The sequence below is a fragment of the Streptococcus sp. k-90 genome (assembly GCF_013277565.1).
In the GTDB taxonomy this organism is placed as follows: Bacteria; Bacillota; Bacilli; order Lactobacillales; family Streptococcaceae; genus Streptococcus.
Genome location: NZ_VMNE01000006.1, coordinates 54,072 through 74,736 on the forward strand (window position 1 = coordinate 54,072; position 20,665 = coordinate 74,736).

The 20,665-nt window shown below is 40.9% G+C and carries 27 protein-coding genes and 1 riboswitch; all 27 genes read left to right on the plus strand.

The features are described 5' to 3' along the window. Window positions 1–5: 5 nt before the first annotated feature. Window positions 6–156, plus strand: a riboswitch (M-box (ykoK) riboswitch). 194 nt (window positions 157–350) lie between these two features. The 27 genes from mgtA (at window position 351) to rplX (ending at window position 20,655) form a co-directional block, all read left to right on the plus strand. Next, a complete protein-coding gene (gene mgtA / locus HT734_RS02500; RefSeq protein ID WP_061758924.1) occupies window positions 351–3,011 on the plus strand; it encodes a magnesium-translocating P-type ATPase in 2,661 nt (886 codons plus the stop codon). 135 nt (window positions 3,012–3,146) lie between these two features. Beyond that, window positions 3,147–3,545 carry a transcriptional regulator Spx gene (gene spx / locus HT734_RS02505; RefSeq protein ID WP_000591165.1) on the plus strand — a complete coding sequence of 133 codons (399 nt, stop codon included), beginning with the start codon at window positions 3,147–3,149 and terminating at the stop codon, window positions 3,543–3,545. A 75-nt stretch (window positions 3,546–3,620) separates the two neighbouring features. Then, the gene (locus HT734_RS02510) at window positions 3,621–4,190 is read left to right on the plus strand and encodes an SP0191 family lipoprotein (RefSeq protein ID WP_061758923.1); all 570 of its coding nucleotides are present in this window, start codon (window positions 3,621–3,623) and stop codon (window positions 4,188–4,190) included. An 86-nt stretch (window positions 4,191–4,276) separates the two neighbouring features. Then, complete coding sequence (locus HT734_RS02515; RefSeq protein WP_000507059.1) at window positions 4,277–4,543, plus strand: IreB family regulatory phosphoprotein; 267 nt, start codon at window positions 4,277–4,279, stop codon at window positions 4,541–4,543. Between the two features lie 3 nt (window positions 4,544–4,546). Further along, window positions 4,547–4,966, plus strand: coding sequence for a Holliday junction resolvase RuvX (ruvX, locus tag HT734_RS02520; protein ID WP_004239076.1), 420 nt, complete (start codon window positions 4,547–4,549; stop codon window positions 4,964–4,966). Window positions 4,967–4,980: 14 nt separating this feature from the next. Continuing rightward, window positions 4,981–5,286, plus strand: a complete 306-nt coding sequence (locus tag HT734_RS02525; protein WP_000017626.1) for a DUF1292 domain-containing protein — start codon at window positions 4,981–4,983, stop codon at window positions 5,284–5,286. A gap of 307 nt (window positions 5,287–5,593) precedes the next feature. Beyond that, window positions 5,594–6,844 (plus strand): folylpolyglutamate synthase/dihydrofolate synthase family protein, encoded by a 1,251-nt coding sequence (locus HT734_RS02530; RefSeq protein WP_061758922.1) that lies wholly within the window; start codon window positions 5,594–5,596, stop codon window positions 6,842–6,844. 84 nt (window positions 6,845–6,928) lie between these two features. After that, on the plus strand, window positions 6,929–7,393 hold the full coding sequence (locus HT734_RS02535; protein WP_061758921.1) for an SP_0198 family lipoprotein: 465 nt from the start codon (window positions 6,929–6,931) through the stop codon (window positions 7,391–7,393). A 139-nt stretch (window positions 7,394–7,532) separates the two neighbouring features. After that, the gene (gene cls / locus HT734_RS02540) at window positions 7,533–9,065 is read left to right on the plus strand and encodes a cardiolipin synthase (RefSeq protein WP_061758920.1); all 1,533 of its coding nucleotides are present in this window, start codon (window positions 7,533–7,535) and stop codon (window positions 9,063–9,065) included. 255 nt (window positions 9,066–9,320) lie between these two features. After that, complete coding sequence (locus HT734_RS02545) at window positions 9,321–10,874, plus strand: damage-inducible protein CinA (protein ID WP_173277642.1); 1,554 nt, start codon at window positions 9,321–9,323, stop codon at window positions 10,872–10,874. A 119-nt stretch (window positions 10,875–10,993) separates the two neighbouring features. Continuing rightward, the gene (nrdD, locus tag HT734_RS02550) at window positions 10,994–13,201 is read left to right on the plus strand and encodes an anaerobic ribonucleoside-triphosphate reductase (RefSeq protein WP_173277640.1); all 2,208 of its coding nucleotides are present in this window, start codon (window positions 10,994–10,996) and stop codon (window positions 13,199–13,201) included. Between the two features lie 11 nt (window positions 13,202–13,212). Continuing rightward, window positions 13,213–13,353, plus strand: coding sequence for a hypothetical protein (locus HT734_RS02555; protein ID WP_000521615.1), 141 nt, complete (start codon window positions 13,213–13,215; stop codon window positions 13,351–13,353). 43 nt (window positions 13,354–13,396) lie between these two features. Continuing rightward, window positions 13,397–13,903: a GNAT family N-acetyltransferase gene (locus tag HT734_RS02560; protein WP_173277638.1), complete on the plus strand. Its 507-nt coding sequence runs from the start codon at window positions 13,397–13,399 to the stop codon at window positions 13,901–13,903. Next, window positions 13,896–14,486 (plus strand): anaerobic ribonucleoside-triphosphate reductase activating protein, encoded by a 591-nt coding sequence (gene nrdG / locus HT734_RS02565; RefSeq protein WP_001064219.1) that lies wholly within the window; start codon window positions 13,896–13,898, stop codon window positions 14,484–14,486. The genes HT734_RS02560 and nrdG overlap by 8 nt, the downstream gene beginning before the upstream one ends. A gap of 253 nt (window positions 14,487–14,739) precedes the next feature. After that, on the plus strand, window positions 14,740–15,048 hold the full coding sequence (gene rpsJ, locus HT734_RS02570) for a 30S ribosomal protein S10 (protein ID WP_001284513.1): 309 nt from the start codon (window positions 14,740–14,742) through the stop codon (window positions 15,046–15,048). Window positions 15,049–15,130: 82 nt separating this feature from the next. After that, window positions 15,131–15,757, plus strand: a complete 627-nt coding sequence (gene rplC, locus HT734_RS02575; protein ID WP_000160197.1) for a 50S ribosomal protein L3 — start codon at window positions 15,131–15,133, stop codon at window positions 15,755–15,757. Between the two features lie 24 nt (window positions 15,758–15,781). Further along, window positions 15,782–16,405, plus strand: coding sequence for a 50S ribosomal protein L4 (gene rplD / locus HT734_RS02580; RefSeq protein ID WP_000024537.1), 624 nt, complete (start codon window positions 15,782–15,784; stop codon window positions 16,403–16,405). After that, the gene (locus HT734_RS02585; RefSeq protein WP_001055347.1) at window positions 16,405–16,701 is read left to right on the plus strand and encodes a 50S ribosomal protein L23; all 297 of its coding nucleotides are present in this window, start codon (window positions 16,405–16,407) and stop codon (window positions 16,699–16,701) included. Before rplD ends, HT734_RS02585 begins: the two co-directional genes overlap by 1 nt. Before the next feature lie 17 nt (window positions 16,702–16,718). Continuing rightward, window positions 16,719–17,552, plus strand: coding sequence for a 50S ribosomal protein L2 (gene rplB, locus HT734_RS02590; protein ID WP_000512911.1), 834 nt, complete (start codon window positions 16,719–16,721; stop codon window positions 17,550–17,552). Window positions 17,553–17,655: 103 nt separating this feature from the next. Beyond that, a complete protein-coding gene (gene rpsS / locus HT734_RS02595; RefSeq protein ID WP_000533766.1) occupies window positions 17,656–17,937 on the plus strand; it encodes a 30S ribosomal protein S19 in 282 nt (93 codons plus the stop codon). 11 nt (window positions 17,938–17,948) lie between these two features. Next, window positions 17,949–18,293 (plus strand): 50S ribosomal protein L22, encoded by a 345-nt coding sequence (gene rplV / locus HT734_RS02600; protein ID WP_000818137.1) that lies wholly within the window; start codon window positions 17,949–17,951, stop codon window positions 18,291–18,293. 12 nt (window positions 18,294–18,305) lie between these two features. After that, window positions 18,306–18,959, plus strand: coding sequence for a 30S ribosomal protein S3 (gene rpsC / locus HT734_RS02605; RefSeq protein WP_000529936.1), 654 nt, complete (start codon window positions 18,306–18,308; stop codon window positions 18,957–18,959). Between the two features lie 3 nt (window positions 18,960–18,962). Then, the gene (gene rplP / locus HT734_RS02610; RefSeq protein ID WP_000960946.1) at window positions 18,963–19,376 is read left to right on the plus strand and encodes a 50S ribosomal protein L16; all 414 of its coding nucleotides are present in this window, start codon (window positions 18,963–18,965) and stop codon (window positions 19,374–19,376) included. A 9-nt stretch (window positions 19,377–19,385) separates the two neighbouring features. Beyond that, complete coding sequence (gene rpmC, locus HT734_RS02615; RefSeq protein WP_000772918.1) at window positions 19,386–19,592, plus strand: 50S ribosomal protein L29; 207 nt, start codon at window positions 19,386–19,388, stop codon at window positions 19,590–19,592. A gap of 24 nt (window positions 19,593–19,616) precedes the next feature. Next, the gene (gene rpsQ, locus HT734_RS02620) at window positions 19,617–19,877 is read left to right on the plus strand and encodes a 30S ribosomal protein S17 (protein WP_000440801.1); all 261 of its coding nucleotides are present in this window, start codon (window positions 19,617–19,619) and stop codon (window positions 19,875–19,877) included. A gap of 25 nt (window positions 19,878–19,902) precedes the next feature. After that, window positions 19,903–20,271 carry a 50S ribosomal protein L14 gene (rplN, locus tag HT734_RS02625; protein ID WP_000616545.1) on the plus strand — a complete coding sequence of 123 codons (369 nt, stop codon included), beginning with the start codon at window positions 19,903–19,905 and terminating at the stop codon, window positions 20,269–20,271. Window positions 20,272–20,349: 78 nt separating this feature from the next. After that, on the plus strand, window positions 20,350–20,655 hold the full coding sequence (gene rplX / locus HT734_RS02630) for a 50S ribosomal protein L24 (RefSeq protein WP_000497691.1): 306 nt from the start codon (window positions 20,350–20,352) through the stop codon (window positions 20,653–20,655). Window positions 20,656–20,665 lie beyond the last annotated feature (10 nt).

The following is a 20,665-nucleotide window of genomic DNA, read 5'->3' on the forward strand; positions in this document are numbered from 1 at the left end:
AAACGAAAACGGTAGGTGAGGCTACCATAGGGATACGGATGACTACCGCAAAGCAGTGGAGACACTACTCGTTGGTCAACAGTTCTGGTCGCGAAGGCCAAGACTAAGCTCATTTCATTGCCCTATGGAGTTAAAGCTTGAACGAAAAACAGATAATTAGTTTTTTAATCCTGCCATTTTATGGTGGGATTTTCTACTGTTTAAAACAAAGAAAGGAGACAGACGATGCAAATTGACGACCATCCGGAACCGCACATACACAGCCAATCGCTGATTTGTGTCGTTCTGCCCTTATAAAGTGATTGGTCTCTGTGTATGAAACACATTATTCATACAGATAGGAGAAACCAATGAAAACAACAAAAGAAAGATTAGCAACAGCTATTCAAGTCCCTTTAGACGAGAGTCTAACTTTTTATCATACCAGTTTAAACGGTTTGACAGAGGAACAAGTCGAAAAAAATCGTGCCCTATATGGCGAAAACACCATTACCAAAGGTCAAGAAGATTCGATTTTGAAAAAGATTTACGAATCTATTATCAATCCATTTACAATCATCTTACTGGTCATCGCCGTGATTTCCTTAGTGACCAATGTCTGGTTGGCAAAACCAGGTCAAGAAGATCCGACGACTTCCATTATCATCGTTGTCCTAGTCCTCATTTCTGGAGGCATTCGATTTGTCCAAGAACTCCGCAGTGATAAGGCAGCCACCAATCTTTCAAAAATGATTGTCAACACAGCGACTGTCATTCGTCAAGGAGAAATCCAAGAAGTACCTATCGATGACTTGGTAGTAGGTGACGTGGTTAAATTAAGCGCTGGAGATATGATTCCAGCAGATCTTCTTTTATTTGAGTCGCGCGATTTCTTTGTCCAACAGTCGGGTTTGACAGGCGAAAGTGATTCTGTTGAAAAATTGGCCTTGACCAAGGTAACAGTTCAACAATCTGATAGTCTGCTAGAAGCCGAATCCTTGGCTTTTATGGGAACCAATGTATTATCTGGTAGTGCCAAGGCCTTGGTTTTGGCGGTTGGTGATGATACCATGATGGGGGCCATCGAGCAGACTCTGAACACCTACGACGAGCCCACTTCGTTTGAACGAGAGATGAACAGTATCTCTTGGCTCTTGATTCGCTTGATGTTGGTCATGGTGCCCATCGTTTTCTTGTCTAATGGCTTGACAGATGGAGATTGGTTAGAAGCTGGCGTATTTGCTTTGAGTGTTGGTGTTGGATTGACACCTGAGATGCTTCCTATGATTATTACCGCTAGCCTAGCAAAAGGCTCCATTATCATGGCCAAGGAAAAAGTGGTTATCAAGAAACTCAATGCCATACAGGACTTAGGGGCGATTGATATCTTATGTACAGATAAGACAGGGACTCTAACCCAAGACGAAATCGTTCTAGAATATCCCTTGGATATCCACGGACGCTTGGATTTGACCGTCTTGAGACGAGCTTATCTCAATTCCTACTTTCAAACTGGCTTGAAAAATTTGATGGACAGAGCCATTATCAAACGGACTGAAAAGGAAGCCAAAGAACACGCCCTCTTGCAAAATCTGTCTCAAACTTTTCAAAAAATAGATGAATTGCCCTTTGATTTTGAACGTAGACGGATGAGTGTTATCGTCAAGGATGAACACGAAGTTGTTAGTTTGGTAACTAAAGGTGCCCTAGAGGAAATGTTGACGATTTCCAGTCATGCGGAATATCAAGGAGTGATTACTCCCTTGACATATGCTATTAGAGAAGAAATATTAGCGGAAGTCCGACAACTCAATCAACAAGGTTTGCGTGTCTTGGGAGTGGCCTATAAGTCTGGTTTGAGGGAAGGTCATGCCTATACAGTTGATGATGAAGGGGATATGATTCTAACTGGTTATTTAGCCTTCCTAGATCCTCCTAAACCATCTGCAGCACCAGCAATTAAGGCTTTGTTAGAACATGGAGTTCAAACAAAGATTTTAACGGGAGACAACGAAAAAGTTACCCAAGCCGTCTGTGAAAAGGTTGGTTTAGATATCAATCAGATGCTGTTGGGGTCTGAAATTGATCAGATGAGTGATCAAGAATTGGCCCAAGCTGTAGAGGAGGTAACCGTCTTCGCCAAACTTTCTCCTGACCAAAAAGCACGGATTATTTTGCAATTTAAGGCTAATGGTCATGCTGTCGGCTATATGGGAGATGGAATCAATGATGCTCCTTCTATGAAAGTTGCAGATGTGGGGATTTCTGTTGATACAGCAGTAGATATTGCCAAAGAAACAGCTGATGTTATCCTACTTGATAAGGATCTCATGGTGCTTGAAAAAGGACTTGTTGAAGGTCGTAAGGTCTATGCAAATATGACCAAATATATCAAGATGACAGTGAGTTCTAATTTTGGGAATATCTTGTCCCTGTTGGTCTCTGGAATCTTTTTACCCTTTTTACCAATGGCACCAGTCCATTTGATTATCCTAAATCTAGTCTATGATTTGTCTTGTATTGCTTTGCCTTTTGATAAGGTGGACAAAGATTTTTTGAGAAATCCGCATACCTGGGAAGCCAAGTCTATCACACGTTTCATGGTCTGGATGGGGCCGATATCTTCTGCCTTTGATATTTTGACCTTTATTTTGCTCTATTTTATCATTGTACCCATGACGACAGGTCATGCCTATGTTCATGGAGCAGAGTCGGCCGTAGGCTTTATTGTCTTGTTCCAGACAGGTTGGTTTATCGAGTCTATGTGGTCACAAACTATGGTTATCCATATGCTGCGTTCAGCTAAAATTCCCTTTCTACAAAGTCGTCCAGCTTGGTTAGTCCTTGTGACAACCTTATTGGCTGCAGCCTTTGTGACCTTCCTTCCCTACAGTCCACTAGCTAGCCTTCTCCATTTAACTCCTTTAAAACCGATTTATTTCATCTTTTTACTTTTCATCATTACTTTGTATATGATTAGCGTGACAGTTGTGAAAAAAATCTATATCAAGAAATATAAAGAATGGCTGTAAATTTCATTTTGTCAAGAAAAAAGTACGAAAATGACGAAAAAAGTCAAAAAAATTTAAAAATAGGTCGCAAGTCGGATGTTTTTTATGGTATAATAGACTAAACTGATAGTAACATGTAGCGAAAGGGGTAGGTACATGATTAAAATTTATACAGTCTCAAGTTGTACTAGCTGTAAAAAAGCAAAAACCTGGCTCAATGCCCACCAGTTAAGTTATAAAGAACAAAACCTTGGTAAAGAAGGAATTACGAGAGAAGAATTACTGGATATTCTAACCAAAACAGATAACGGAATAGCCAGCATCGTTTCATCTAAAAATCGCTATGCCAAAGCCCTTGGAGTGGATATTGAAGATTTGAGTGTCAATGAAGTCCTCAATCTGATTATGGAAACACCGAGAATTTTAAAGAGCCCAATTCTTGTAGATGAAAAACGCCTGCAAGTTGGCTATAAGGAAGACGATATTCGTGCCTTCCTACCACGCTCTGTCCGTAATGTAGAAAATGCAGAAGCACGTTTGCGTGCGGCTCTATAAACATCAAGGCTGGGAGCAATTCTCAGTCTTGTTCTATTTTAATCTGATTTAATCTGAAAAAGAAAGAAGAAAGAAATGAAAAAAATTGTTCTTGTTAGTCTAGCTTTCCTTTTTGTCCTGGCTGGTTGTGGGCAGAAAAAAGAAACTGCAACAGCTACAAAAACAGAAAAGGATACGCTTCAGTCGGCATTGCCAGTTATTGAGAATGCAGAGAAGAATACAGTTGTGACCAAGACTTTGGTCTTGCCAAAGTCAGATGATGGTAGCCAGCAAACCCAAACCATTACATACAAAGACAAGACTTTTTTGAGCCTAACCATTCAACAAAAACGTCCAGTATCTGATGAGTTGAAGACCTACATTGACCAACATGGAGTGGAGGAAACTCAAAAAGCTCTTCTTGAGGCGGAAGATAAGGATCAATCTATTATAGAAGCACGTAAATTGGCAGGCTTTAAGCTTGAAACCAAATTATTGAGTGCAACAGAACTTCAAACAACGACCAGTTATGATTTTCAAGCTTTGGATGTCAAGAAGGCTTCTCAGACTGAATATCTGAAGAATATTGGTTTAGAAAATCTCTTGAAGAATGAACCAAGCAAATATATTTCAGACAGACTGGCAAATGGTGCGACAGAACAGTAGAAAATCCAAATAAATAGACTGCATGAATTGTAGAAGGTAAGGAATTATGCTATAATGGTACTATTCTAAGGAAAGAGGGTGTTAGAATGGGATTTACTGAAGAAACAGTACGTTTTAAACTGGACGATTCCAATAAAAAAGAAATTAGCGAAACTTTGACTGATGTCTATGCTTCGTTGAACGATAAGGGCTACAACCCAATTAACCAAATCGTAGGTTACGTATTGAGTGGAGACCCTGCCTACGTTCCTCGTTATAATAATGCACGAAATCAAATCCGTAAGTATGAGCGTGATGAAATCGTTGAGGAATTGGTCCGCTACTACCTTAAAGGACAAGGAGTCGATCTATAACCTATGAGAATTATGGGATTGGACGTCGGTTCGAAAACGGTAGGGGTGGCTATTAGTGATCCACTCGGTTTTACAGCTCAAGGACTTGAAATCATCCAAATTAATGAGGAACAAGGCCAATTTGGTTTTGACCGCGTTAAGGAGTTGGTTGATACTTACAAGGTGGAACGATTTGTAGTGGGTTTGCCTAAAAACATGAACAATACAAGCGGACCGCGCGTGGAAGCTAGTCAAGCCTACGGAGCAAAGCTAGAAGAGCTTTTTGGTTTACCAGTAGATTATCAAGATGAACGCTTGACAACAGTTGCTGCAGAGCGTATGTTGATTGAACAAGCAGATATCAGTCGCAATAAGCGCAAGAAAGTCATTGATAAGTTAGCAGCTCAGCTGATTTTACAAAATTATTTAGATAGAAAATTTTAATATAAGGAGAGGCTATGTCACACGATCATAACCACGAACACGAAGAACGTGAACTAATCACACTAGTAGATGAGCAAGGAAACGAAACCTTGTTTGAAATCCTTTTGACCATTGACGGAAAAGAAGAATTTGGTAAAAACTATGTTCTTCTAGTACCAGTTAACGCAGAAGAAGACGAAGACGGACAAGTTGAAATCCAAGCTTACTCATTCATCGAAAACGAAGATGGAACAGAAGGCGAATTGCAACCAATCCCAGAAGACTCAGAAGACGAATGGAACATGATTGAAGAAGTCTTCAATAGTTTTATGGAGGAGTAAAAATATCCGGGGGATATTTTTACCCCAGCTCCTTGAAACAAAAGAGAGCTGGTAAGTCCGGGGGACGTTTTTAGCCCTGCTTTTAGAAAAAAGAAAGAGCAGGCAGTCTGGGAGACTGTATCACCCCAACTCCTAGAAATTGGAAGAGTTGGACCATCCAGTGGACGTTTTTACCCCACGTTAAAATTTATAGTAGCTAGTTATTAGCTAACCAGGTAAGAGGTCGGGACGAAAATCCTGACCTTGTTTTTATTAGTCATCATGCTTTGTCGCGGTAATTGATTGGATTTTTGTCAAGGAGATATATATGTTTGAAGTAGAAGAATGGCTTCATAGTCGGATTGGTTTGAATTTTCGGTCAGGCTTGAGCCGAATGCAACAAGCGGTGGATTTGTTAGGAAATCCCGAGAAGTCTTACCCTATTATCCATGTGACAGGAACTAATGGGAAAGGCTCTACCATTGCTTTTATGAGAGAGTTATTCATGGGACATGGCAAAAAAGTTGCGACTTTTACCTCCCCTCATATTGTCTCCATCAATGACCGAATCTGCATTAATGGGGAACCAATAGCTGATGCAGACTTTATCCGTTTAGCTGAGCAGGTCAAGGAGATGGAAAAGACGCTTCTGCAAACTCATGACCAGTTGTCTTTTTTTGAATTGCTGACCTTGATTGCTTTCCTCTATTTTAGGGAGCAAGAGGTGGATTTGGTTCTACTAGAAGTGGGAATTGGTGGCTTACTTGACACGACCAATGTGGTAACTGGAGAGATTGCTGTCATCACCTCCATTGGGCTTGACCATCAGGAGACCTTGGGCGATAGTCTAAAAGCAATCGCAGAGCAGAAAGCTGGTATTTTCAAGGCTAGTAAGAAGGCAGTGGTTGCTAAGCTGGCTCCAGAAGCTAGGCTTGTTTGTCAGAAAAAAGCTGAATCTTTAGCTGTTGACCTTTATCAGACAGGTCAAGATTTTTCAATGCTAAAGGGTGATTTTTCAAGTTCTTTGGGGAATTTTCCACATCTGAAAATAGGATTGGAAGGAGCCTATCAGCAGGAAAATGCGGCCTTGGCGCTACAAGCATTTCTTCTCTTTATGAGAGAATGGAAGGATATTGTTGATGGGCAGGCTATAAGGCAGGCATTGGAGAAGACTCATTGGGCTGGCCGTTTGGAGTGTATTCGTCCGCAGATTTACTTGGACGGTGCTCATAATCTTCCTGCCTTGACTCGCCTGGTGGAGTTTATCAAAGAAAAAGAGCAGGAAGGTTATCGTCCTCAAATCCTATTTGGAGCCTTGAAACGTAAGGATTATCAAGGGATGCTGGGTTATCTGACTGAAAATTTGCCTCAGGTGGAACTCAAGGTGACTGGTTTTGACTATCAAGGTTCTTTAGATGAGACGGATGTAACAGGTTACGATGTGATTTTTTCTTACCGAGAATTTATTAGCAGTTTTGAAGCAAGGGCAGACGCGCAGGACTTGTTGTTCATTACAGGGTCTCTCTATTTTATATCAGAAGTACGGAGTCACCTACAGGAGCATGAGCAGATAAATTGACCTCCTTTTTTGAACTTGTTATACTAGGGGAACTGCCAGTTAGAAGAAAATTGCTCTAAATTGGTAGAAGAAAGGAAGTTCATCATGAAATTAAAAACATTCACACTTTCTCTTGCTTCTCTAGCAAGTCTTAGTCTCTTAGTAGCTTGTTCACAGAGAGCTCAACAGGTTCAACAACCAGCAGCTCAACAGCAAACACAACAAACTCAGCAATCGCAACCTGCTGCTTCATCTTCAACACAAAATAGCAACCAGGCAGCAACAAGTTCTTCACAAAATACAGTTACAGCCCAACCAACTAATATTGATGGAACTTATACTGGTCAGGATGACGGAGACCGTATCACTTTAGTGGTAACTGGAACTACTGGTACATGGACTGAGCTCGAATCTGACGGGGATCAGAAAGTCAAACAGGTTACATTTGATGCAACAAATCAACGCATGATTATTGGCGATGATGCTAAAATTTACACTGTAAACGGGAATCAAATCGTTGTAGATGATATGGATAGAGACCCATCGGATCAAATCGTTTTATCAAAATAGACTAGGAGGAGACCGGATTTTTCGGTCTCTTTTGCTTTTAGTCAGAAAAATGATCATAAATACTTGCCTTCTGTCGAATACCTGAGTTATACTAGTATCAATTACCTGTTTTTAGCATTCAAAATATCAAGGAGGGGATATGAAATATAGGAAATTTCAATTGTTGATGTCCAAGTATGGCTTTAGTCTTTCGATTATGCTACTTGAACTTTCTCTTGTTTTTGGTCTCTTTCTTTATTTAGGGCGCATGGCCCCTATTTTATGGATTATTGTCTTGATCTTTATGAGTATGGCAACTATTGTCGCAATTGTTAATCGCTCCATGGCGCCTGAAAGCAAAGTAATGTGGCTAGTGGTGACTTTTGTTCCTGTCATTGGCCCCCTGCTCTATCTGATGTTTGGTGAAAGGCGATTATCCAAAAAAGAAATCAAGCAGTTGGACAGACTTGGTTCCATGCATTTTCGGGAGGATAACAGTAAAGCACTCCGCCAGAAATTGAAGGAAGATGATAAGGCAGCTTACGGAGTTATCAAATCTTTGTTGAGTATGGATAGCAATGCTGATGTGTATGATCGAACCGACTCACAATTCTTTTCTTCAGGTGAAAGCATGTGGCAACATATGCTGGAAGATCTCAAGAAAGCTGAAAAGTTTATCTTTTTAGAGTATTATATTGTTGAAGAAGGTCTGATGTGGAATAGTATACTAGATATACTAGAGCAAAAGGCAGCTCAGGGTGTCGAGGTCAAGATGCTCTATGATGATATCGGTTGTATGGCGACTTTACCTGGGGATTATACTATTCAGCTTCGTAGTCTAGGAATAGAGGTCCATAAGTTTAATAAGGTGATTCCTCGTTTGACAGTAGCTTATAATAATCGGGACCATCGTAAAATCCTTGTCATAGATGGTCAGGTAGCTTATACAGGAGGGATTAACTTAGCTGATGAGTACATCAATCATGTAGAACGCTTTGGTTATTGGAAGGATAGTGGGATTCGCTTAGATGGCCCTGGTGTCAAGGCTCTAACCCGTCTCTTTTTGATGACTTGGTACATCAATCGTGGGGAAATCAGCGATTTTGACCAGTATCACTTGGAAAATCAGCCTTGTTCTGGCCAAGGGCTCTGCATTCCTTACGGTAGTGGACCCAAGCCCATCTTCCGTACCCAGGTAGGGAAAAAAGTCTATCAAAGTTTGATTAATCAGGCCACTGATTCAGTCTATATTACAACACCCTATCTGATTATTGACTATGACTTAACAGAGAGTATTAAAAATGCAGCTATGAGGGGTGTTGATATCCGCATTGTAACACCTTTCATTCCAGATAAAAAATTAATCCAACTCATTACAAGAGGAGCTTATTCGGATTTGTTATCGGTAGGAGTAAGAATTTTTGAGTATAGTCCCGGCTTCATCCACAGTAAACAAATCTTAGTGGATAAGGACTTTGCTGCAGTTGGAACCATTAACTTAGATTATAGAAGTTTACTTCACCACTACGAAAATGCAGTCTTGCTATATAAAACAGAATCAATCACGGAGATTCAAAAAGATTTTGAGGAGATTTTTTCAGTATCGCAAGAAATTTTTACTCATACTATAAAAAATAGCTGGTATCAAAAATTGATTAAGGAAATTGCCCAGTTATTTGCCCCAATCTTATAAGAAATCTAGAACTGAGGACACAAACCAGTCCTATTTTTCTTGTCTTTTACGAATAAGAAGATATAGGGGGGAACGATGCTGACTCAGAAAGAATTGAACTATATCACGACATTTAAACAGACACATTTACACCGATTTCGAGAAATTGAAACCTTTGTGAAACTATGTAAAAAATCACTCAAACAGCCATCGCAAGCTGACAATTCAAGGTCTTTTTGATATACTAAGACAGACAAACTGAATAGGAGAAACGACATGGCTGTATATGGCAGAATCGAAGAAGTATCCGAAACGATACAGAGTAATGAAATTGAAAATAGACTGGATAGGAACTTTGAATCTCATGTAGAAAAAGAAGAGCAGGTAGCTTTCCCGTTCTTCAGACTCATCATTGGAAGTACGATTGTAACGGTTTTTTCTGTGGTGGTTCCTTTACTTTTAGATATGGTAAGTCCCTCTCAGGCGCAGGATTTGTATATTGGGTGGGCTTTGCATCAGGGAGGACAGCTATACAGTAGTTATTATGCTGGTCAAGGTCTTCTTTATTATTTACTACTTTACATTACCCAAGGAGGCATTCTTTTTGCCTTGGTAGAATGGCTAGCCCTCTTAGGAGGAGGCTACTTCCTCTTTTCTTCAACCGACAATTTGACAGGGCAAAGGGATCAAGCTAAGCAACTCCTAACGATATTTTATATTTTGGTATCTGGTATAGGTTTTGGAGGAGGCTATGCTACGATTTTAGCTCTTCCATTCTTATTTGCAGGCTTTTCTTTAGTAGCGCGTTATCTATCAAATCCTAACCATGACAAGGGATTTCTACGTTTGGGGATTTTCTTAGCTCTATCATTTTTCATAGAGCCCCTTACAAGCCTTCTCTTTACTGTAGTAGTAATGATAGGTTTATTTGTCTTTAATGTTGGACATGGACGCTTTATACATGGGATTTATCAATTTTTTGCGGCAGCACTTGGTTTCTCTCTCCTATTTTATCCTTTAGGCTACTATGTCATCATTTCAGGAGGTTTTGGAGAGGCTTTAAGTAGATTTTTGTATCCATTTACTTCCATGCGTATTTTTGCTAATCCCCAGTTAGTAGAGAATGCTTTATTTTATGGTCTATTAACCTTTGGATTAGGAGCTTTCATTCTTATTTTTCTCGGTTTGTTCCAAACTAAAGCATCTAGATTATATGTCATCTCAGTACCAGCTAGCTTTGTTTTCTTATTTGTACTAGCCTTGTTGCTTTTTTCTCAAGAACCTCTTCACGGTTCGCGTTGGATTCTAATCCTTCCATTTTTACTCCTTCTTTTGATAACCAGTATTCGTGGGGAACACTCGGGAAGAATAGCACGTCGTCGGAGAAGAGAGGAAGTTCCAACTTTATGGAAAAAATTTATGAAGGGAAATCTCTACCTACCGATTCTAGTAGTGGTTTATCTAATTGCAGTTCCTTTTGTAGCTCGTTTTGTCTTGCATCCAGCTTCGTATGAAGAACAACATCAAGTAGTAGATAGAGTCAAACAAGAGACAAGTGAGGGGGACCAAATCTATATCTGGGATTCTCATGTTCAGATCTATAAGGAAAGCCAGCGTTTGGCTGGATCCATGTTCCCATCGCCTCTTCTTTACATGAGTACAGAAGAAAACAAAACTACCTTGATCAATGACTTGAAAGAAAAACAACCCAAGATGATTGTGGTGAATGACAAGGTGGAAGTCTGGTCTGAAGTAGAAACAATCTTGAAAGAAAATTACCAACAAGTAAAGACCGATTACTCAGAGTTTAAAGTTTATAAAATTAAATAAGAAAATCAATATCTTGTGTATTTTTAAAAAAATTAGGATTTTTAACACAAGATATTGATTTTTCTTTTTAGAGTGGTATAATACTTTTTAGAAAGAACATTTTAGAAAAGAGCATGCATATGATTGCACTAGAAGAAAAAATTACAACCCTACCAACCCTTTTCGTTGAAAAACGAGATGGGAGACGTGTTGTGTTTGATGTGGACAAGATTGACAAGGCTCTCCACAAGGCGGCAGACAAGGTTATGGACGTGACACCCTTAGTCGAAAAGCGCCTAAATGCTCTGACTGAGCGTATTGTCACAGAAATTCATAGTCGCTTTCCAAAGGGAGTTAAGATTTACGAAATTCAAAATATCGTAGAACATGAACTCCTTGAAGCCAAAGAATATGCGCTAGCTGAGGAATATATCACTTATCGGACACAGAGGGATTTTGAGCGCTCAAAAGCGACAGATATCAACTTTAGCATCCATAAACTTCTCAACAAAGACCAGGCAGTTGTCAATGAAAATGCTAATAAAGACAGTGATGTCTTTAACACCCAGCGCGATTTGACAGCAGGCATTGTTGGGAAATCAATCGGACTGCAAATGCTTCCTAAGCATGTAGCCAATGCCCACCAAAAGGGGGATATCCACTATCATGATTTGGACTACAGCCCCTATACACCTATGACCAACTGCTGTTTGATTGATTTCAAGGGTATGCTGGACAATGGTTTTAAGATTGGAAATGCAGAGGTAGAGAGTCCTAAATCTATCCAGACTGCAACAGCCCAGATTTCCCAAATCATCGCCAACGTTGCTTCTAGCCAGTACGGAGGTTGTTCAGCTGACCGCATCGATGAAGTTTTGGCGCCTTATGCAGAGAAGAATTACCAAAAACACCTCAAGGATGCAGAAGAATGGGTTTTGCCTGAAAAACGGGAAGATTACGCTTGGAAGAAAACGCAAAAGGACATCTACGATGCCATGCAATCTTTAGAGTATGAAATCAATACTCTCTTCACTTCAAACGGACAAACACCTTTTACTTCGCTAGGTTTTGGTCTAGGAACCAATCGTTTTGAGCGAGAAATTCAAAAGGCTATTTTAAACATTCGCATTAAGGGTCTTGGTTCAGAACATCGTACAGCTATCTTCCCTAAACTTATCTTCACGCTTAAAAGAGGACTCAACTTAGAGGAAGGGACTCCCAACTACGACATCAAACAGTTGGCTCTTGAGTGTGCAACCAAGCGGATGTACCCAGATGTCTTGTCCTATGATAAGATTATCGAACTGACAGGTTCCTTCAAGGTTCCTATGGGTTGTCGCTCCTTCCTCCAAGGATGGAAGGATGAGAATGGTGTAGAAGTCAATTCAGGTCGGATGAACCTGGGTGTCGTGACAGTTAACTTACCTCGTATCGCCCTCGAGTCTGAGGGCGACATGAATAAGTTCTGGGAAATATTCAACGAACGTATGAATATCGCAGAAGATGCTCTGGTTTACCGTGTCGAACGTACCAAAGAAGCGACACCAGCAAATGCTCCTATCCTCTATCAGTACGGCGCTTTTGGCCATCGTCTAGGTAAAGAAGAAAATGTTGACCAGCTCTTTAAGAATCGTCGAGCGACAGTTTCGCTGGGCTATATCGGCTTGTATGAAGTAGCGACTGTTTTCTTTGGTAACAGCTGGGAAAGTAATCCAGATGCTAAGGAATTCACGCTAGACATCATTCGCGATATGAAACGCCGTGTAGAAGAGTGGTCTGACCAATATGGCTATCATTTCTCTATCTACTCAACACCATCTGAAAGTTTGACAGACCGTTTCTGTCGACTAGATACAGACAAGTTTGGTTCTATTCCTGATATTACAGACAAGGAATACTATACCAACTCTTTCCACTACGATGTTCGTAAAAATCCAACACCGTTTGAAAAACTGGATTTTGAAAAAATCTATCCAGAAGCAGGTGCGTCAGGTGGTTTCATCCATTATTGTGAGTATCCAGTCCTCCAGCAAAATCCCAAGGCCTTGGAAGCTGTGTGGGATTATGCTTATGACCGTGTGGGTTATTTGGGGACCAATACTCCAATTGACCGTTGCTACAAGTGTGATTTTGAAGGGGATTTTGAACCAACTGATAGAGGGTTTGCTTGTCCAAACTGTGGCAATAGTGACCCTAAAACAGTAGACGTTGTTAAACGGACTTGTGGCTATTTAGGCAATCCTCAAGCGAGACCTATGGTTAACGGCCGTCACAAGGAAATCGCTGCGCGTGTCAAACATATGAATGGCTCAACGATTAAAATAGCTGGCCACCAAGTAATAAATTAGAAAGAAATAAAATGGGAAAATATCAATTAGACGATAAGGGGCGCGCACAAGTGACCCGTTATCACGAGAAACACTCTAAAGGTGGAGCTGGTAAGAAAGAACGCTTGCTCAACCTCAAAGAACAATTTTTAAACAAGAATAAGAAGAAATAAAAGTGAGAGTCAGCTCTCGCTTTTATCTTAGTGGGAGGTAAGGATGGAATTACGCAGACCAAGATTAGCAGATAAAGAAACAGTTTTAGAGATGATGGCAGAGTTTGAAAAATATCAGTCGCCTCACGACGGTGGTTTCTGGGATACAGAAAATTTTTCTTACGAGGAATGGTTGGAAAGTAATCAGAATCAGGAAATGGGGATTAATTTGACTGAAGGATGGGTTCCCGCAATTCAGTTAGTAGCTTTTTCTGTGAAAGGTAAAGCAATTGGATTTCTTAATCTCCGGTTGCGCCTCAGTAACTTTCTACTAGAAGAAGGTGGTCACATTGGCTACTCCATTCGTCCATCAGAAAGAGGCAAAGGTTATGCGAAAGAAACTCTTCGTCAGGGCTTGCAAGTTGCTAAGGAAAAGAATATTAAGAAAGCTCTTGTAACCTGTAGCGTGAATAATCCTGCCAGCAGAGTAGTCATTCTAGCAAATGGTGGGCTCCTTGAGGATGTTCGTAATGGAGTTGAGCGTTATTGGATAGAGGTAGCGAATGAATAATCCAAAACCACAAGAATGGAAAAGCGAGGAACTCAGTCAAGGTCGGATTATTGATTACAAGGCCTTTAACTTTGTGGACGGCGAAGGCGTGCGCAACTCTCTCTATGTATCAGGCTGCATGTTTCACTGCGAGGGGTGTTATAATGTAGCGACCTGGTCTTTCAATGCTGGCATTCCCTATACGGCAGAGTTAGAAGAGCAGATTATGGCAGACCTTGCCCAACCCTATGTTCAAGGATTGACCTTGCTGGGAGGAGAACCCTTCCTTAATACAGGAATCCTCTTGCCACTCGTTAAGCGGATTCGGAAGGAATTGTCAGATAAAGATATCTGGTCCTGGACGGGCTATACATGGGAAGAAATGATGTTGGAAACTCCAGACAAATTGGAACTCTTATCGCTAATTGACATCCTTGTAGATGGACGATATGATCGAACTAAGAGAAATCTCATGCTCCAGTTTCGAGGTTCGTCCAATCAACGAATTATCGATGTGCAAAAATCCCTCAAAGGTGGGCAAGTAGTGATTTGGGATAAGCTCAATGACGGAAAAGAAAGCTATGAACAGGTGAAGAGAGAGTAACTTTTTTCCATAGAATATTTAAATAAATGACCTATCAAAAAAGAAAACATTTTCATGTTAAAAATTTTAAAAAACAGCAACGAATCCCTTGCAATCGCAGGGGCTTTGTGTTATTCTATTATGGTGCTGTAAATTACAGTCTTAGCTTTGATGCAAGAGGTTGCGACACGCTCGGTTGCATTGCCACGCAACACCGCGTCGGTTTTCTTGTGGAGCTAGCCTATTATCTTAAATAGACGAAAAGGAGAAAAAGATGGCAAACAAAAAAATCCGTATCCGTTTGAAAGCTTACGAACACCGTACGCTTGATACAGCGGCTGCAAAAATCGTAGAATCAGCTACTCGTACAGGTGCACAAGTTGCGGGTCCAATCCCACTTCCAACTGAACGTAGCCTCTACACAATCATTCGTGCGACTCACAAATATAAAGACTCTCGCGAACAATTTGAAATGCGTACACACAAACGTTTGATCGATATCGTTAACCCAACTCAAAAAACAGTTGATGCTTTGATGAAATTGGATCTTCCAAGTGGTGTAAACGTAGAAATCAAACTTTAATCTAAAGCTTGATACCTTGAGCATAAAAAACGCTCGTTAAAAACTTTTTGAATAAAAAATATAGAAAAGGAACTATTTTCTCATGACAAAAGGAATCTTAGGGAAAAAAGTGGGAATGACTCAAATCTTCACTGAAGCTGGCGAATTGATCCCTGTAACAGTTATTGAAGCAACTCCAAACGTTGTTCTTCAAGTTAAAACTGTTGAAACAGACGGATACAACGCTATCCAAGTTGGTTTCGATGACAAACGCGAAGTATTGAGCAACAAACCTGCTAAAGGACATGTAGCGAAAGCTAACACGGCTCCTAAGCGCTTCATTCGTGAATTCAAAAACGTTGAAGGCTTGGAAGTTGGTGCTGAAATTACAGTTGAAACATTCGCAGCTGGAGACGTTGTTGACGTAACTGGTACTTCTAAAGGTAAAGGTTTCCAAGGTGTTATCAAGCGCCACGGACAATCACGTGGACCAATGGCTCACGGTTCTCGTTACCACCGTCGTCCAGGTTCAATGGGACCTGTTGCACCTAACCGCGTATTCAAAGGTAAAAACCTTGCAGGACGTATGGGTGGCGACCGCGTAACAATTCAAAACCTTGAAGTTGTACAAGTTGTTCCAGAAAAGAACGTTATCCTTATCAAAGGTAACGTACCAGGTGCTAAGAAATCTCTTATCACTATCAAATCAGCAGTTAAAGCTGGTAAATAATAAAGAAAGGGGAAATCAGTCATAATGGCAAACGTAACATTATTTGACCAAACTGGTAAAGAAGCTGGCCAAGTTGTTCTTAACGATGCAGTATTTGGTATTGAACCAAATGAATCAGTTGTGTTTGATGTGATCATCAGCCAACGCGCAAGCCTTCGTCAAGGAACACACGCTGTTAAAAACCGCTCTGCAGTATCAGGTGGTGGACGCAAACCATGGCGTCAAAAAGGAACTGGACGTGCTCGTCAAGGTTCTATCCGCTCACCACAATGGCGTGGTGGTGGTGTTGTCTTCGGACCAACTCCACGTTCATATGGCTACAAACTTCCACAAAAAGTTCGTCGCCTAGCTCTTAAATCAGTTTACTCTGAAAAAGTTGCTGAAAACAAATTCGTAGCTGTAGACGCTCTTTCATTTACAGCTCCAAAAACTGCTGAATTTGCAAAAGTTCTTGCAGCATTGAGCATCGATTCTAAAGTTCTTGTTATCCTTGAAGAAGGAAATGAATTCGCAGCTCTTTCAGCTCGTAACCTTCCAAACGTGAAAGTTGCAACTGCTACAACTGCAAGTGTTCTTGACATCGCAAATAGCGACAAACTTCTTGTCACACAAGCAGCTATCTCTAAAATCGAGGAGGTTCTTGCATAATGAATTTGTATGATGTTATCAAAAAACCTGTCATCACTGAAAGCTCAATGGCTCAACTTGAAGCAGGGAAATATGTATTTGAAGTTGACACTCGTGCACACAAACTTTTGATCAAGCAAGCTGTTGAAGCTGCTTTCGAAGGTGTTAAAGTTGCAAATGTTAACACAATCAACGTAAAACCAAAAGCTAAACGTGTTGGACGTTACACTGGTTTTACTAACAAAACTAAAAAAGCTATCATCACACTTACAGCTGATTCTAAAGCAATCGAGTTGTTTGCTGCTGAAGCTGAATAATCTAAGGAGGAAATATCGTGGGAATTCGTGTTTATAAACCAACAACAAACGGTCGCCGTAATATGACTTCTTTGGATTTCGCTGAAATCACAACAAGCACTCCTGAAAAATCATTGCTTGTTGCATTGAAGAGCAAGGCTGGTCGTAACAACAACGGTCGTATCACAGTTCGTCACCAAGGTGGTGGACACAAACGTTTCTACCGTTTGGTTGACTTCAAACGTAACAAAGACAACGTTGAAGCGGTTGTTAAAACAATCGAGTACGATCCAAATCGTTCTGCAAACATCGCTCTTGTACACTACACTGACGGTGTGAAAGCATACATCATCGCTCCAAAAGGTCTTGAAGTAGGTCAACGTATCGTTTCAGGTCCAGAAGCAGATATCAAAGTCGGAAACGCTCTTCCACTTGCTAACATCCCAGTTGGTACTTTGATCCACAACATCGAGTTGAAACCAGGTCGTGGTGGTGAATTGGTACGTGCTGCTGGAGCATCTGCTCAAGTATTGGGTTCTGAAGGTAAATACGTTCTTGTTCGTCTTCAATCAGGTGAAGTTCGTATGATTCTTGGAACTTGCCGTGCTACAGTTGGTGTTGTCGGAAACGAACAACATGGACTTGTAAACCTTGGTAAAGCAGGACGTAGCCGTTGGAAAGGTATCCGCCCAACAGTTCGTGGTTCTGTAATGAACCCTAACGATCACCCACACGGTGGTGGTGAAGGTAAAGCACCAGTTGGTCGTAAAGCGCCATCTACTCCATGGGGCAAACCTGCTCTTGGTCTTAAAACTCGTAACAAGAAAGCGAAATCTGACAAACTTATCGTTCGTCGTCGCAACGAGAAATAATATTAAACTAGTCGCTTAAGCGACTAGTAAATCCGCCAGCTCGGTAGCGCTCCATAGGAGCGCAAGCCGCTGTGGTACAACATTTAAAGGAGAAAATATAAAAATGGGACGCAGTCTTAAAAAAGGACCTTTCGTCGATGAGCATTTGATGAAAAAAGTTGAAGCTCAAGCTAACGACGAAAAGAAAAAAGTTATTAAAACTTGGTCACGTCGTTCAACGATCTTCCCAAGTTTCATTGGTTACACTATTGCAGTTTATGACGGACGTAAACACGTACCTGTTTACATCCAAGAAGACATGGTAGGTCACAAACTTGGTGAATTTGCACCAACTCGTACTTACAAAGGTCACGCTGCAGACGACAAGAAAACACGTAGAAAATAAGGAGAACATAAATGGCAGAAATTACTTCAGCTAAAGCAATGGCTCGTACAGTACGTGTTTCACCTCGTAAATCACGTCTTGTTCTTGATAACATCCGTGGTAAAAGCGTAGCCGATGCAATCGCAATTTTGACATTCACTCCAAACAAAGCTGCTGAAATCATCTTGAAAGTTTTGAACTCAGCTGTAGCTAACGCTGAAAACAACTTTGGTTTGGATAAAGCTAACTTGGTAGTATCTGAAGCATTCGCAAACGAAGGACCAACTATGAAACGTTTCCGTCCACGTGCGAAAGGTTCAGCTTCACCAATCAACAAACGTACAGCTCACATCACTGTAGCTGTTGCAGAAAAATAAGGAGGTAAAATCGTGGGTCAAAAAGTACATCCAATTGGTATGCGTGTCGGCATCATCCGTGATTGGGATGCCAAATGGTATGCTGAAAAAGAATACGCGGATTACCTTCATGAAGATCTTGCAATCCGTAAATTCGTTCAAAAAGAACTTGCTGACGCAGCAGTTTCAACCATCGAAATCGAACGCGCAGTAAACAAAGTTAACGTTTCACTTCACACTGCTAAACCAGGTATGGTTATCGGTAAAGGTGGTGCTAACGTTGATGCACTCCGTGCAAAACTTAACAAATTGACTGGAAAACAAGTACACATCAACATCATCGAAATCAAACAACCTGATTTGGATGCTCACCTTGTAGGTGAAGGTATTGCTCGTCAATTGGAGCAACGTGTTGCTTTCCGTCGTGCACAAAAACAAGCAATCCAACGTGCAATGCGTGCTGGAGCTAAAGGAATCAAAACTCAAGTATCAGGTCGTTTGAATGGTGCAGATATCGCCCGTGCTGAAGGATACTCTGAAGGAACTGTTCCGCTTCACACACTTCGTGCAGATATCGATTACGCTTGGGAAGAAGCAGATACTACATACGGTAAACTCGGTGTTAAAGTATGGATCTACCGTGGTGAAGTTCTTCCAGCTCGCAAAAACACTAAAGGAGGTAAATAACCAATGTTAGTACCTAAACGTGTTAAACACCGTCGTGAATTCCGTGGAAAAATGCGCGGTGAAGCAAAAGGTGGAAAAGAAGTAGCATTCGGTGAATACGGTCTTCAAGCTACAACTAGCCACTGGATCACTAACCGCCAAATCGAAGCTGCTCGTATCGCCATGACTCGTTACATGAAACGTGGTGGTAAAGTTTGGATTAAAATCTTCCCACACAAATCATACACTGCTAAAGCTATCGGTGTGCGTATGGGATCTGGTAAAGGGGCACCTGAAGGTTGGGTAGCACCAGTTAAACGTGGTAAAGTGATGTTCGAAATCGCTGGTGTATCTGAAGAGATCGCTCGCGAAGCGCTTCGTCTTGCTAGCCACAAATTGCCAGTTAAATGTAAATTCGTAAAACGTGAAGCAGAATAAGGAGAAGGCATGAAACTTAATGAAGTAAAAGAATTTGTTAAAGAACTTCGTGGTCTTTCTCAAGAAGAACTCGCGAAGCGCGAAAACGAATTGAAAAAAGAATTGTTTGAACTTCGTTTCCAAGCTGCTACTGGTCAATTGGAACAAACAGCTCGCTTGAAAGAAGTTAAAAAACAAATCGCTCGTATCAAAACAGTTCAATCTGAAGCGAAATAATAGACTAGGGAAGGAGAAATTTCAATGGAACGCAATAATCGTAAAGTTCTTGTTGGACGTGTTGTATCTGACAAAATGGACAAGACAATCACAGTTGTAGTTGAAACAAAACGTAACCACCCAGTCTATGGTAAACGTATTAACTACTCTAAAAAATACAAAGCTCATGATGAAAACAATGTTGCCAAAGAAGGCGATATCGTACGTATCATGGAAACTCGTCCGCTTTCAGCTACAAAACGTTTCCGTCTTGTAGAAGTTGTTGAAGAAGCGGTCATCATCTAATCAAACCTGAAAGGAGAAAACTGAAATGATTCAAACAGAAACTCGTTTGAAAGTCGCAGACAACAGCGGTGCTCGCGAAATCTTGACTATCAAAGTTCTTGGTGGTTCAGGACGTAAATTTGCAAACATCGGTGATGTTATCGTGGCATCTGTAAAACAAGCTACTCCTGGTGGTGCGGTTAAAAAAGGTGACGTTGTTAAAGCAGTTATCGTTCGTACTAAATCAGGTGCTCGTCGTGCTGATGGTTCATACATCAAATTTGACGAAAACGCAGCAGTTATCATCCGTGAAGATAAAACTCCTCGCGGAACACGTATCTTTGGCCCAGTTGCACGTGAATTGCGTGAAGGTGGCTTCATGAAGATCGTGTCACTTGCTCCAGAAGTACTTTAATTTTTAGAAACAAACTAGTCCCCTGGATTTACCTCCAGGGTGCCCTTATGGGCGTAAGAAAAATCAAGGAGAAATCTAATGTTTGTAAAAAAAGGCGACAAAGTTCGCGTAATCGCTGGTAAAGATAAGGGAACAGAAGCTGTTGTCCTTACTGCCCTTCCAAAAGTAAACAAAGTTATCGTTGAAGGTGTTAACATCGTTAAGAAACACCAACGTCCAACTAACGAGCTTCCTCAAGGTGGTATCATCGAGAAAGAAGCAGCTATCCACGTATCAAACGTTCAAGTTTTGGACAAAAATGGTGTAGCTGGTCGTGTTGGTTACAAATTTGTAGACGGTAAAAAAGTTCGCTACAACAAAAAATCAGGCGAAGTGCTTGATTAATCACGAAGGA

Bases quoted from the DNA above. Each gene is read 5' to 3' on its own strand.
- HT734_RS02535 (WP_061758921.1), top strand. From the start codon at position 6,929: ATGAAATTAAAAACATTCACACTTTCTCTTGCTTCTCTAGCAAGTCTT.
- HT734_RS02510 (WP_061758923.1), top strand. From the start codon at position 3,621: ATGAAAAAAATTGTTCTTGTTAGTCTAGCTTTCCTTTTTGTCCTGGCT.
- HT734_RS02530 (WP_061758922.1), top strand. From the start codon at position 5,594: ATGTTTGAAGTAGAAGAATGGCTTCATAGTCGGATTGGTTTGAATTTT.
- rpsJ (WP_001284513.1), top strand. From the start codon at position 14,740: ATGGCAAACAAAAAAATCCGTATCCGTTTGAAAGCTTACGAACACCGT.
- ruvX (WP_004239076.1), top strand. From the start codon at position 4,547: ATGAGAATTATGGGATTGGACGTCGGTTCGAAAACGGTAGGGGTGGCT.
- rplX (WP_000497691.1), top strand. From the start codon at position 20,350: ATGTTTGTAAAAAAAGGCGACAAAGTTCGCGTAATCGCTGGTAAAGAT.
- rplN (WP_000616545.1), top strand. From the start codon at position 19,903: ATGATTCAAACAGAAACTCGTTTGAAAGTCGCAGACAACAGCGGTGCT.
- rpsQ (WP_000440801.1), top strand. From the start codon at position 19,617: ATGGAACGCAATAATCGTAAAGTTCTTGTTGGACGTGTTGTATCTGAC.
- rplV (WP_000818137.1), top strand. From the start codon at position 17,949: ATGGCAGAAATTACTTCAGCTAAAGCAATGGCTCGTACAGTACGTGTT.
- rplP (WP_000960946.1), top strand. From the start codon at position 18,963: ATGTTAGTACCTAAACGTGTTAAACACCGTCGTGAATTCCGTGGAAAA.
- HT734_RS02560 (WP_173277638.1), top strand. From the start codon at position 13,397: ATGGAATTACGCAGACCAAGATTAGCAGATAAAGAAACAGTTTTAGAG.
- cls (WP_061758920.1), top strand. From the start codon at position 7,533: ATGAAATATAGGAAATTTCAATTGTTGATGTCCAAGTATGGCTTTAGT.
- HT734_RS02515 (WP_000507059.1), top strand. From the start codon at position 4,277: ATGGGATTTACTGAAGAAACAGTACGTTTTAAACTGGACGATTCCAAT.
- HT734_RS02545 (WP_173277642.1), top strand. From the start codon at position 9,321: ATGGCTGTATATGGCAGAATCGAAGAAGTATCCGAAACGATACAGAGT.
- HT734_RS02525 (WP_000017626.1), top strand. From the start codon at position 4,981: ATGTCACACGATCATAACCACGAACACGAAGAACGTGAACTAATCACA.
- HT734_RS02585 (WP_001055347.1), top strand. From the start codon at position 16,405: ATGAATTTGTATGATGTTATCAAAAAACCTGTCATCACTGAAAGCTCA.
- HT734_RS02555 (WP_000521615.1), top strand. From the start codon at position 13,213: ATGGGAAAATATCAATTAGACGATAAGGGGCGCGCACAAGTGACCCGT.
- mgtA (WP_061758924.1), top strand. From the start codon at position 351: ATGAAAACAACAAAAGAAAGATTAGCAACAGCTATTCAAGTCCCTTTA.
- rpmC (WP_000772918.1), top strand. From the start codon at position 19,386: ATGAAACTTAATGAAGTAAAAGAATTTGTTAAAGAACTTCGTGGTCTT.
- nrdG (WP_001064219.1), top strand. From the start codon at position 13,896: ATGAATAATCCAAAACCACAAGAATGGAAAAGCGAGGAACTCAGTCAA.
- rplD (WP_000024537.1), top strand. From the start codon at position 15,782: ATGGCAAACGTAACATTATTTGACCAAACTGGTAAAGAAGCTGGCCAA.
- nrdD (WP_173277640.1), top strand. From the start codon at position 10,994: ATGATTGCACTAGAAGAAAAAATTACAACCCTACCAACCCTTTTCGTT.
- rplC (WP_000160197.1), top strand. From the start codon at position 15,131: ATGACAAAAGGAATCTTAGGGAAAAAAGTGGGAATGACTCAAATCTTC.
- rpsS (WP_000533766.1), top strand. From the start codon at position 17,656: ATGGGACGCAGTCTTAAAAAAGGACCTTTCGTCGATGAGCATTTGATG.
- spx (WP_000591165.1), top strand. From the start codon at position 3,147: ATGATTAAAATTTATACAGTCTCAAGTTGTACTAGCTGTAAAAAAGCA.